At 69.4% G+C, this 11548-nt stretch carries 14 protein-coding genes and 1 pseudogene; 11 read left to right on the top strand and 4 right to left on the bottom strand.

Translation table 11 applies throughout. From position 1 onward, the window contains the following. Window positions 1-60: 60 nt before the first annotated feature. From NL1_RS27920 to NL1_RS27895, 7 genes are all read left to right on the top strand, one after another. On the top strand, window positions 61-1302 hold the full coding sequence (locus NL1_RS27920) for a lytic transglycosylase domain-containing protein (protein WP_281180869.1): 1242 nt from the start codon (window positions 61-63) through the stop codon (window positions 1300-1302). A 116-nt stretch (window positions 1303-1418) separates the two neighbouring features. Beyond that, on the top strand, window positions 1419-2261 hold the full coding sequence (locus tag NL1_RS27915; RefSeq protein ID WP_067845313.1) for a lytic transglycosylase domain-containing protein: 843 nt from the start codon (window positions 1419-1421) through the stop codon (window positions 2259-2261). A 19-nt stretch (window positions 2262-2280) separates the two neighbouring features. Beyond that, window positions 2281-3417 carry an Mrp/NBP35 family ATP-binding protein gene (locus tag NL1_RS27910; RefSeq protein ID WP_067845309.1) on the top strand — a complete coding sequence of 379 codons (1137 nt, stop codon included), beginning with the start codon at window positions 2281-2283 and terminating at the stop codon, window positions 3415-3417. Between the two features lie 87 nt (window positions 3418-3504). Continuing rightward, on the top strand, window positions 3505-3951 hold the full coding sequence (locus NL1_RS39710) for a DivIVA domain-containing protein (protein ID WP_245673580.1): 447 nt from the start codon (window positions 3505-3507) through the stop codon (window positions 3949-3951). Beyond that, on the top strand, window positions 3918-4529 hold the full coding sequence (locus NL1_RS27900) for a DNA-3-methyladenine glycosylase I (RefSeq protein ID WP_067845307.1): 612 nt from the start codon (window positions 3918-3920) through the stop codon (window positions 4527-4529). Before NL1_RS39710 ends, NL1_RS27900 begins: the two co-directional genes overlap by 34 nt. 156 nt (window positions 4530-4685) lie before the next feature. Continuing rightward, window positions 4686-4853 (top strand): DUF3117 domain-containing protein, encoded by a 168-nt coding sequence (locus NL1_RS36890; protein ID WP_011211259.1) that lies wholly within the window; start codon window positions 4686-4688, stop codon window positions 4851-4853. Between the two features lie 19 nt (window positions 4854-4872). Continuing rightward, on the top strand, window positions 4873-5700 hold the full coding sequence (locus NL1_RS27895; RefSeq protein WP_084511019.1) for a putative RNA methyltransferase: 828 nt from the start codon (window positions 4873-4875) through the stop codon (window positions 5698-5700). A gap of 140 nt (window positions 5701-5840) precedes the next feature. Here NL1_RS27895 and glgA read toward each other — a convergent pair whose 3' ends face one another. Next, complete coding sequence (gene glgA / locus NL1_RS27890) at window positions 5841-6998, bottom strand: glycogen synthase (RefSeq protein WP_067845363.1); 1158 nt, start codon at window positions 6996-6998, stop codon at window positions 5841-5843. 149 nt (window positions 6999-7147) lie between these two features. On the opposite strand from glgA, the gene glgC reads away from it, so the two are divergent. Beyond that, window positions 7148-8362, top strand: coding sequence for a glucose-1-phosphate adenylyltransferase (gene glgC / locus NL1_RS27885; RefSeq protein ID WP_067845304.1), 1215 nt, complete (start codon window positions 7148-7150; stop codon window positions 8360-8362). A 47-nt stretch (window positions 8363-8409) separates the two neighbouring features. On the opposite strand, the gene NL1_RS27880 is transcribed toward glgC, so the two are convergent. From NL1_RS27880 to NL1_RS27870, 3 genes are all read right to left on the bottom strand, one after another. After that, window positions 8410-8619, bottom strand: coding sequence for a hypothetical protein (locus NL1_RS27880; RefSeq protein WP_067845302.1), 210 nt, complete (start codon window positions 8617-8619; stop codon window positions 8410-8412). A 104-nt stretch (window positions 8620-8723) separates the two neighbouring features. Further along, a complete protein-coding gene (locus NL1_RS27875) occupies window positions 8724-8966 on the bottom strand; it encodes a hypothetical protein (RefSeq protein ID WP_067845301.1) in 243 nt (80 codons plus the stop codon). A 194-nt stretch (window positions 8967-9160) separates the two neighbouring features. Beyond that, on the bottom strand, window positions 9161-9793 hold the full coding sequence (locus tag NL1_RS27870; protein WP_067845300.1) for an O-methyltransferase: 633 nt from the start codon (window positions 9791-9793) through the stop codon (window positions 9161-9163). Between the two features lie 341 nt (window positions 9794-10134). On the opposite strand from NL1_RS27870, the gene sigE reads away from it, so the two are divergent. From sigE to NL1_RS27855, 3 genes and pseudogenes are all read left to right on the top strand, one after another. Next, entirely contained in the window at window positions 10135-10752 is a 618-nt protein-coding gene (gene sigE / locus NL1_RS27865; protein WP_067845362.1) for an RNA polymerase sigma factor SigE, read from the top strand. Window positions 10753-10810: 58 nt separating this feature from the next. Continuing rightward, window positions 10811-11233 carry a hypothetical protein gene (locus NL1_RS27860; protein ID WP_067845299.1) on the top strand — a complete coding sequence of 141 codons (423 nt, stop codon included), beginning with the start codon at window positions 10811-10813 and terminating at the stop codon, window positions 11231-11233. 10 nt (window positions 11234-11243) lie between these two features. Beyond that, window positions 11244-11548: pseudogene (locus NL1_RS27855) on the top strand (serine protease); the annotation flags it as partial.

Here is an 11548-nt window from a genome sequence, read left to right as displayed (position 1 = left end):
CTGTCTCGGACAGTAGGCCTATTGCCGGTGACCCCGGACACTCCTCGCAAACTTCGAGCTATGACTCCGCCCGCCGACGGGATGCCGCCATTCGGGGGACGGGTCCCCCTGCACGACATCAGGTTACCCAGGGTCGGTGGGGCGCTGGGCATTCCGGAGATCGTGCTGGCCGCGTACCGGAACGCGGAGCTGGCGATGGAGTCATCGATGCCGGGGTGCGGACTGCCGTGGAATCTGCTGGCCGGGATCGGGCGGATCGAGTCCGGGCACGCCGGAAGCGGTCGCACCGATGCGGCGGGCACGACGGTGACCCCGATCTTCGGACCGGCCCTCGACGGAACGTTGCCGGGCAACGAGGTCATCAGGGCCACGGACGGCGGGTACGTGCGGGCGATCGGCCCGATGCAGTTCCTGCCAGGCACCTGGAGCCTGTACGGCGCCGACGGCAACGGCGACGGCGTCGCCGATCCGCACAACGTCTTCGATTCCGCCTTGGCCGCAGGCAAATACCTGTGCTCGGGCGGGCTGAACCTGCGCGAGCCCGCGCAGGAGTTGCGTGCCGTGCTGCGCTACAACAACTCGATGTCCTACGCGGCCAACGTGTTGAGCTGGTCCTCGGCCTACCGCACCGGCGGCAGCCCCAGCCAGGTCACCATCTCGCCGGAGCTGATCCCGCCGGGATCGTCGCCGATGATCGCGGCGGGCCCGGACATGGCCGCGGTGCAGACCACCGTGCCCACCCCCACCTCGCCCGCGGTCCCACCGCGGCCCCCCGTTCCGGCGGCTCCGCCGGCCCAGGTGATGATCACGATCCCCGGCTTGCCGCCGATCCCGTGCGGCATCTTCTGCCCGCCCCCGCCGCCGCCCGCCAATCCGTGCGAACAGGTCGCGGTGCCCGCGCCGATGCCGCGGCCGGGCGAGCCCGCGCGTCCGCTCGCACCGAAGCAGGAGTTCGGTGCGCAACCCCGCGACCCGAACGCACCGGTCGAGGCGGGCGAACCGCTCGATCCGAACGACCCCGCCCGCGCCGCGCAACCGCTGCCGAAGGAGGCGTGCATGGCGCAAGTGCCGGTCCAGCCCCTACCCCAGGCGGGCGCTCCCTCTCCGGCCCCGGCCCCGGCCCCAGGCCCGGCGCCAGCGCCCGCACCGGCTCCCGCCGAGGAGCAACCGGCCCCGGAGCCGGAGGTCGCCACGACCCCCGAACCCGCGCCCGCCGAGGCTCCCGCCCCGACCGAACAGCCCGGCATCACACTGCCGTTCGGCATCGTGATCCCGTTGCCCCCCGCTCCGCCACAAGGCTGAGATCAAACCTCGATCCAGATCACGAAGCAGTAACAAAAATGTCTCGAATACGGTAACCTCTCCTTCGTCCACGAGGGCTCGTCACCGAGCCTTTACCGGAGGAGGGTCACCACACCGTGGGGCGTCACCGCAAGCAATCGCCTGCCACCGTCAGGCGCGGCTCCGTACTCGCAATGACCGGATTGGTTCCCGCCGGATTCGTGGCCTGCGCCGCGGCGTCCGATCTGGATTCCGATCAGGCCGCTGTTCAGCAGCTCCTCGCCGACGACCAGGACGCGCTGAGCTCCAGGACCGTCGGATCGATCGAGTTCGTCGAGCACTCCATGGCCGAGCAGCGCTCGGTCGCCCCGCCGGTCGTGAAAACCGTTGCGCTGCCGAACAATCGGGAGAAGGCCGATCTCCCCGCCGGAAATCTCGGCGTGCCGGGCGTCGCGATCGCCGCCTATCAGAGCGCCGAGCGCACGCTGGACGCGGAGAACCCGGACTGCAACATGCCGTGGAATCTGCTGGCCGGGATCGGGCGCGTCGAATCCACCCACGCCTTCGGCGGCAAGGCCGACACCGACGGCAACCCGCTGAGCCCGGTCTACGGCCCGGTGCTGGACGGCTCGCTCGCGGGCAACAACGTCATCCACGACAGCGACGACGGCGCGCTCGACGGGCTCGGCGGCTACGACCGCGCGGTCGGCCCGATGCAGTTCCTGCCCGAGACCTGGAAGCGCTACGCCGCCGACGGCAACGGCGACGGCATCGCCGACCCGCAGAATCTCTACGACGCCGCGCTGACAGCAGGGAAGTACCTGTGCGCTGGTGGTTTGAACATGCGCGACCTGGCCCAGCAGTCGCGCGCCATCCTCCGTTACAACAACTCCATGGCCTACGTCGCGAACGTCATGGCGTGGTCGAATTCCTACGGCAGCGGGGTCGCACCCAAGCCCGCGGAGCTGCCGCGAATCTGATCCGCCTAAAATTTCGGTTATGTCAGTGGTAACGGAATCGGATGTGCGGGGTGCGCTCGCAAAGGTCGACGACCCGGAGATCCGCAAGCCGATCACCGAACTGGGCATGGTGAAAAGCGTCGCGATCGACGCCGGAAGCAATGTCCATATCGAGGTCTACCTGACGACAGCGGGCTGCCCGCTGCGTACCGAGATCACCCAGCGGGTCACCAAGGCGGTGGCGGACGTCCCCGGCGTCGGCGCCATCTCCGTCGACCTCGACGTGATGAACGACGAGCAGCGCACCACCTTGCGCAAGCAGCTGCGCGGCGACTCGGCCGACCCGGTGATCCCCTTTGCGCAGCCGGGCTCGCTCACCCGCGTGTACGCGGTCGCCTCGGGCAAGGGCGGCGTCGGAAAGTCCTCGGTCACCGTCAATCTCGCGGCAGCCATGGCCGCGCGCGGCCTGTCCGTCGGCGTGCTCGACGCCGACATCTACGGGCACTCGGTGCCCCGCATGCTCGGCACCGCCGCCCGGCCCACCCAGGTCGAGCGGATGATCATGCCGCCCGTCGCGCACGAGGTGAAGGTCATCTCGATCGCCATGTTCACCCAGGGCAACACGCCCGTGGTGTGGCGCGGCCCGATGCTGCACCGCGCGCTGCAGCAGTTCCTCGCCGACGTGTTCTGGGGCGATCTGGACATCCTGCTGCTCGACCTGCCGCCCGGCACCGGCGACGTGGCCATCTCGATCGCCCAGCTCATCCCGAACGCCGAGATCCTGGTCGTCACCACCCCGCAGCTCGCGGCCGCGGAGGTGGCCGAGCGGGCGGGCTCGATCGCGCTGCAGACCCGTCAGCGGATCGCGGGTGTGGTGGAGAACATGTCCTGGCTGGACCTGCCCGACGGCAGCCGGATGGAGCTGTACGGCTCCGGCGGCGGTCAGACCGTCGCCGACAGCCTGACCCGCGCGGTCGGCGCGACCGTTCCGCTGCTCGGTCAGATCCCGATCGAGCAGGGGCTGCGCGAGGCGAGCGACGAGGGCACGCCGATCGTGCTGAGCGATCCGGAGTGCGCGTCGGCCAAGGCGCTGATCGAGGTCGCCGACAAGCTCGCGGTGCGCCGCCGCGGCCTGGCGGGCATGGCACTCGGCATCGACACCACGCGGCACCTGTAGCGCTTTCGCGAAATCGGTTCCCGCCTCGGCGATCGCAACTGCTCGGTCGTGAACGAGCATGTCGGAGGGGCGGAATAAGCTCGTGTCATGCTCACGCTGCTGTTGTACGTGCTGATCGTCGGCCTGGTGGCCGCGGTGCTGTTCCTGCTCGCGAGTGCGGTCTTCGGGCGCGGTGAGGAACTGGGTCCGCTGCCCGAGGGCACGACGGCCACCGTGCTGCCCGCCGAGGGCATCTCCGGCGCCGACGTGCGCGCGCTGCGCTTCCAGCAGGTGGTGCGCGGCTACAAGGCGGGCGAGGTGGACTGGGCGCTGGCCAGGCTCGCCGCCCGTATCGATGAACTTCAGCTGCAATTGGCCCATGCCCGCGGTGACACGGCGGTCCGCGGCCAGCTGACCAAGACGGGCGACAGCGCGACCGCGGCACGCCAGGACACCGCGAGCACGGCGCACCGAGACGCGGCCGCCCCACCCCACCACAACACCGAGCGCGGGGCCACGCCATGGCCCGCGCCGAGCACCCCCGAACAGCCGTGACCGCCCCGCTCGCCGACGACGGCAGGGCCCGCTGCCCGTGGGCGGAGTCCTCACAGCTCTATCGCGACTACCACGATTTCGAGTGGGGCCAACCGCTGCGCGGCCCCGACGCCATGTTCGAGCGGGTCTGCCTCGAGGCGTTCCAGTCGGGCCTGTCCTGGATCACGATCCTGCGCAAGCGTCCGGCCTTCCGCTCCGCGTTCGCCGAGTTCTCGATCGACCGGGTCGCCGCGTTCGGCGACGCGGACGTGGCCCGTCTGCTCGCCGATCCCGGCATCGTCCGCAACCGCGCCAAGATCGAAGCGGCGATCGCCAATGCCAGGGTCGCCCAGACGCTCGACCGCGGTCTCGACGAGTTGATCTGGTCGTACGCTCCGGCCCCGCGCCCGCGCCCGCGGGCCATCGGTGACGTACCCGCGACGAGTCCCGAATCCATAGCTCTTGCAAAAGAATTGAAGCGGCGCGGGTTCCGTTTCGTCGGGCCGACCACCGCCTATGCGCTGATGCAGGCAACCGGAATGGTCGATGATCACCTGGCCGATTGCTGGGTCGGAAGTGACCCGCACAACACCGCCTGAGCGATCACATTTCGAACTCAGGTATCCGTCCACAACGGCGATAGGGAAGAATAGGACCGGTGTAGCTCGCCAAATGCCGGTGAGCTACCTGGTTGGTGACAACTGTAGTTCCAAGAAAGTGCGCAGAAAACCGCGCAGATCTGGAGGGAGCAGAGGATGGCGGCCATGAAGCCCCGCACCGGGGACGGTCCCCTCGAGGCAACCAAGGAAGGGCGTGGAATCGTTATGCGGGTTCCACTCGAGGGTGGCGGGCGTCTGGTCGTCGAACTCACGCCGGATGAGGCAGCGGCGCTTGGTGACGAATTGAAGAGTGTCACCAGCTAGTCCCTCGGCACTCGCTGATGTGGCCGGCCTGTTGGCCTGCCCGGAATGTCGTCTCGGTCTCGAGGCGACGGATCGGGCATTGCGCTGCGGCCGCGGCCACAGTTTCGACATCGCCAAACAGGGCTACGTCAGCTTGCTGACCGGTGCGTCGACCAAGATGACGGGCGACACCGCGGCCATGCTGGATGCCCGCGCCGCCTTCCAGAGCGAAGGGCATTTCGCGCCCATCGCCGATGCCGTGGCCGCCGCCGTCGTCGGTCCGGTCGGCGATCGGGCCGAGACCCTGTTGGAGGTCGGCGCGGGCACCGGCTACTACCTGAGCACGGCGCTCGACGCCGCACCGCAGACGCGCGGCATCGCGCTGGACGTGGCCAAACCCGCCGCCCGCCGCTGTGCCCGCACGCATCCTCGCGCGGCAGCCGTGCTCGCCGACGCCTGGCGCGGCCTACCGGTCCGTGATGGCGTACTGGCGGGAGTGCTCTCGGTGTTCGCGCCACGCAATCCGGCGGAGGTGGCCAGGGTGCTCGATGCCGGCGGCCGCTTCGTCGTCGCCGCGCCGACCGCCCGCCACCTGGCCGAGCTGATCGATCCGCTCGGCATGGTGACCGTCGACCCGGACAAGGATCGCCGCATCACCGAGGCGATGTCGGGCCTGTTCGAGCAGGTCGATCGGGTCGTGGTCGAGTATCCGATGAAGCTCGACCGCGCGGCCGTGGCACAGGTGGTCGGCATGGGTCCGTCCGCGCACCACGCGGAACAGGCGCGCGATCCGCGCCTCGCGGCGCTGCCGGAGCCCATGGAGGTCACCGCTTCGGTCATGGTGTCGACCTATCGGCCCCGTCGCTGACCACTCGCCGAGCTGTCACGACGCCGCGACTCACGCGGCAGCAGCGGTCCGAGACGCCAGGCTCCGCCGTGACATCCGGGCTGCGCCATGACATTCAGGGCCTTCTGTGCACCGGCAGGCATGCCGATCCGCGACCCGGATCAGGGCTTGCGCACGTGCTCGTACACCGCGACGGTCCGCTCCGCGATTCGCGACCAGTCGAATTCCGCGATGGCCCTGGCCCGCCCCGCCGCGCCGAACTCGGCGGCCAGGATCGGGTCGCCCGCGATCTCGTTGACGGCCGCCGCCAGTCCCCGCTCGTACTTCTCGGCCGCGCCCGCGTCGTAGTGCACGAGCCTGCCGGTGCCGCCGTCGACGACGACCTCCGGGATGCCGCCCACATCGGAGGCGACGACGGCGGTCGCGCAGGCCATGGCCTCCAGGTTCACGATGCCGAGCGGCTCGTACACCGACGGGCAGACGAACACGGCCGCGGCCGCCAGGATCTGCCTGATCTGCTCGGTGGGCAGCATTTCCCGCACCCAGTAGACGTTCCCGCGCTTGCGCTGCAACTCGGCGACCGCCGCGGCCGTCTCGTCCGCCAGCTCCTGGGTGTCGGGCGCGCCCGCGCACAGCACCAGCTGGATATCCGGCTCGAACTCGCGCGCGGCGGCGAGCAGGTGGCCCACCCCCTTCTGCCGGGTGATGCGGCCGACGAAGGCGACGATCGGGTGGCCGGGCTGCACGCCGAGCTCGTCCAGGATCCGCCGTTCGCCCACGGCGGGCGGGCCGGGCCGCCACAGTGTCGCGTCGATGCCGTTGTGCACCACGTGCACCCGGCTCGGGTCGATCGCGGGGTAGGCGTCGAGCACGTCGTGGCGCATGCCCTCGCTCACCGCGATGACGGCGTCGGCGTGCTCCATGGCGTTGCGCTCCGACCACGAGGACAGCCGATAGCCGCCGCCGAGCTGTTCGGCCTTCCACGGCCTGCGCGGCTCGAGCGAGTGCGCGGTGAGCACGTGCGGAATGCCGTACAGGGTGGCGGCCAGGTGCCCGGCCAGGCCGGTGTACCAGGTGTGCGAGTGCACCACGTCGACTTCGCCCGCCGCGTCCGCCATCCGCAGCTGGGTCGACATCATCTGAAGCGCGGCGTTGGCGGCGTAGAGCACCGAGTCCGGTTGGTGCACGACGGCATCGGTGCGCTCGGCGCCCATGCAGTGCACGGTCACCTCGCAGAGCCGCCGCAATTCGGCGGTCAGCTGGGTGACGTGTACGCCCGCGCCGCCGTACACCTCGGGTGGGTATTCGCGGGTCAACATCGCGACGCGTAACCGGTCCTGGATGGCCCCCGGGTCGCCGGATCCCGTCGCCGAGTGCCCGCCGTCCGTGCCGAAACTCACCGATTCAAACTAGACGCTCGGCTCGGCAGGGGCCACCCGCGCCAGGACGACACGGTAGTTTGGGCACTGTGAGGAGCCAGCCGCACGTACTCGGGATCGTGCTCGCCGGTGGCGAGGGAAAGCGCCTGTTTCCACTCACCGCGGACCGCGCCAAGCCAGCGGTCCCCTTCGGCGGCGCGTACCGCCTGATCGACTTCGTACTCAGCAACCTGGTCAACGCGGGCTATCTGCGCCTGTGCGTGCTCACCCAGTACAAGTCGCATTCGCTGGACCGGCATATCTCCCAGACCTGGCGGCTCTCGGGGTTCGCGGGCGAGTACATCACCCCGGTGCCCGCCCAGCAGCGTCTCGGCCCGCGCTGGTACACCGGCAGCGCCGACGCGATCATGCAGTCGCTGAACCTGATCTACGACGAGGACCCGGACTACATCGTGGTCTTCGGCGCCGACCACGTGTACCGGATGGACCCGGAGCAGATGGTCTCCCACCACATCGATTCCGGCGCGGGCGTCACCGTGGCGGGCATCCGGGTGCCGCGCAGCGAGGCCAGCGCGTTCGGCTGCATCGATTCCGACGAGTCCGGCCGCATCATCCAGTTCCTGGAGAAGCCCGCCCATCCGCCCGGCACGCCGGACGACCCGAACGTGACCTTCGCGTCGATGGGCAATTACGTCTTCACCACCAAGGTGCTCGTCGATTCGATCCGCGCCGACGCCGAGAACTCCGATTCCGATCACGACATGGGCGGCGACATCATCCCCGCGCTGGTCGCGGCGGGGCAGGCCGCGGTCTACGACTTCGCCCACAACGAGGTGCCCGGCGCCACCGAACGCGACCGCGGCTACTGGCGCGACGTAGGGACCATCGACGCCTTCTACGACGCGCACATGGACCTGGTCTCCGTGCACCCGGTGTTCAACCTCTACAACAAGCACTGGCCGATCCGCGGCGCGGCCGAGAACCTGCCGCCCGCCAAGTTCGCCCAGGGCGGGCTGGCCCAGGAGTGCATCGTGGGCTCGGGCAGCATCCTGTCCGCCGCGACGGTGCGCAATTCCGTGCTGAGTTCCAACGTGATGGTCGACGACGGCGCGACCGTCGAGGGCAGCGTGCTGATGCCGGGTGTGCGCATCGGCAGGGGCGCGGTGGTGCGCCACGCCATCCTGGACAAGAACGTGGTGGTCGGCGAGGGCGAGATCATCGGCGTCGATCTGGAGCGCGACCGCGATCGTTTCGCGGTGAGCAAACGCGGCGTAGTGACCGTCGGCAAGGGCGTCTGGGTCTGAGATTCATTGCAGCCGTGGATGATTCGCGGCGGCAGCGCGCCACCGCGTCACGGCGTCCCGGGCGGAGCGGTACAGAACGGCTGGCACGAGCCCGGCGTGCGCGTCACCGTCGGCCGCGATCGGTCGCCGAAATCGGCGGTGCTGACCAGGATCGCGAGCACGATCGCCAGCACGAGCAGGATGCCGAACACGACAGTCGCGCCCGCCCACTCCTCTGAGCGGTTCCTCGATCGATCGTCGTCGTCGTTCCAGAACATCGGCTCGTCCTCCGCGCGGTCCCGGGCTCACCCAAACACACCGCGGGACGTACGGACACCGAAATCACGAACCTCACCCGGGGATTCGTGGAATTCGGCCGGTGTCATGGTGCGGGCGGTGGCGGCGATCCGGTACAGAAAGGCTCACACGGCCCGGTGGTCGGCACCACCTTCGCGGGGCCGGTATCGAAATCGGCATTGCTCACCACGAGCAGCACGAGCACGACGAGCAGAATCGCGACCGCGAAAAAGCCCAACCCGGCCACCACCCAATTCACCGAACCCTTTTCCTTGACCACATGTCCGACATGGCCGTAATGGACGATTTCCGCCGCCCGATCCCACATCACCGAACCTCCGAATTCGCTTGCGGCGCCGGGGTTTCTCGGACGCGAGTCGCACGATCACGCACGGGGTCGCCCGCTGCCCGGCTACTTGCCGGATACCCGGGGCGGGCGAAGCGAATCACCGAATGCCGACGGATCCGCAACGGCGGCAGGCTGTTCGGCCACCGTGTCGCGAACGACGCGGTGCGCGTGCGCTAACCGCGCGAGGCGCAGAGCAATCCGTCGCCGACGGGAATCAGCACGCAGGTGAGTTCCGGATCCTCCGCGATGGCGCGGGTCGCCGCGCGCACCGCCTGGGTAGCCGGATCGCGCTGGCTCGGGTCGGGGACACGGCCGCCGAGCAGCGCGTTGTGCAGGATGATGGCACCGCCGTCGCGCAGTAGCCGCACCGCTTGGGCGACGTACTGCGGGTGCTCCAGCGGCGCGGCATCGATGAAGACCAGATCGTAGGCGCCGTCGGCGAGGCGGGGTAGCACGTCGAGCGCGCGCCCGTTGATCAGCCTGGTCCGCGCGGGCGGGATGTCGGCGGCGCGGAACGCGTCCTTGGCCGCCCGCTGATGCTCCGGCTCGGAATCGATCGTGGTCAGCGTGCCGTCCTCGCGCATGCCGTCGAGCAGCCACAGGCCGCTGATGCCCGCGCCGGTCCCGACCTCGACGACCGCGCGCGCACCGAGCAGCTGTGCGTACATGCTCAGCAGGGCCCCGACCGACGGCGGCACCGGTGCCGCGCCCAGCTCGGTGGCCCGTTCACGCGCGCTGACGAGGATCTCGTCCTCCACGACGGATTCTTCCACGTAGGAGAGATTTCGCTCCAGGTTCGATGCCACGCCTAAGAGGCTAATGCGGGGCGCGTTGTCTCGGCGTTCCGACAACACGCTTTCTCTGCGGATCGGTTTTCTCAGGTGTCCCTCAGGATCTCCATATCCCCGCCATATCGAGGCAGGAAAGAGTAAGGGCACGCAAGACCAGCCGACCGGATACGCGGGACGCGGGAACAACGACATACAGGTAGTCGGTTGTATTCCGTACGCGACGGTTCGAGACCCGAACCGAAACGGGAGTCCTGAGATTACGGTCCCGAGTAGGAGGTAGCCCCATCCACATGGTCAAAGGTTCGTTTGCGGCTCCGCATGGGCACTCCGAGTACGTCACCCTCCCCGACAACATCATGTCGATCGAGACCGATCAGGCCGAGGATCTCGACGTCGAGCTGACCGGCACGGCCGCGTTCGACGCGACCGGCGATCGTGCGGTCATGCCGTCCTGGGACGATCTGGTCCGCGAACACGCCGACCGGGTCTACCGGCTGGCCTACCGCCTGTCCGGCGACGCGCAGGACGCCGAGGATCTCACCCAGGAGACCTTCATCCGCGTGTTCCGTTCGCTGTCGAACTACCAGCCGGGCACCTTCGAGGGCTGGCTGCACCGCATCACGACCAACCTTTTCCTGGACATGGTGCGCCGTCGTAACCGCATCCGCATGGAGGCGCTGCCCGAGGACTACGACCGCGTGCCCGCCGAGGGCCCCGGCCCCGAGCAGGCCTATCACGACGCGCGCCTGGATCCCGACCTGCAATCCGCGCTGGACGCGCTGGCGCCGGAGTTCCGCGCCGCCGTCGTGCTGTGTGACATCGAGGGTCTGTCGTACGAGGAGATCGGCGCTACGCTCGGCGTGAAGCTGGGCACCGTGCGCAGCCGGATCCACCGCGGCCGTCAGGCACTGCGCGAGCACCTTGCGCATAATGGATCTCAGCAGCGGTTAGCCGCTGACGCGAACATCGGGTGATTCGCCGGGCACCGGCGAAGCCCGGGCCAGAGGATGTCGTTGGAAGGGTGAGCACCGCATGAGTGGCGAGTCCAGCACGTCCGGTCGTCCCGCACGTGGGGCGGACCGCCGGACGCCAGGCAGGTCACCGCGCTTCGCACCCACCGAACATCTGGCCAGCGAGGCGGTTGTCGCCTACGTCGACGGTGAGCTGCGCATGAACGCGTATCTGCGCGCCGCCCAACATATTTCGCTCTGCCCGGAGTGTGCGGCCGAGGTGGACGCGCAGCAGCAGGCGCGGATCGCGCTGCGCCAGTCCGGCCCCATCTCCGTCCCCACCGGGTTGCACGACAGCCTGACCCGTATCCCGCTCGCGGAACTGCCCGGCGGTGCGTCGAACGATCCGGGCCGGCCGTCCGGGAACGCCCGCAACGAGGCAGTTTTCGGTTTTCTGCCCGATTCGTTCACCGCGACCCGGTGGACGACGTGGTGGCGCAAGTAGAGTTTGGCGCGTGACCACCGAATCGACGAACACCGGATCTGTGTCGGACGCGCGGCCCACCGCCAGTGACACCTCCGATTCGGCGGCCAACAGGGGGAACCTGAGGCCGTCGGACGCGCCCGTGCTCGGACCGCGGCCGGTCGTTCGCCCCCATGTCGACACCCATACCGCCAGCGCCTTCCGCCGTCCGTCGGGCACCTCCGGCTCGTTCGCCGACTACACCCCGTCGCGCGCCGGGGCCGGCGCGGCCCCGCTCGGCCCCGAACTGCTGAACCGGCCGCCCGACGCGGTGCTGGCCGAGGCGTTCGGCAGGCC

It is taken from the genome of Nocardia lijiangensis NBRC 108240, from assembly GCF_001613045.1.
Taxonomy (GTDB): Bacteria; Actinomycetota; Actinomycetes; order Mycobacteriales; family Mycobacteriaceae; genus Nocardia; species Nocardia lijiangensis.
The sequence above is the reverse complement of the archived record's forward strand: the minus strand, read 5'-3'. Positions and strand labels throughout refer to the sequence as shown.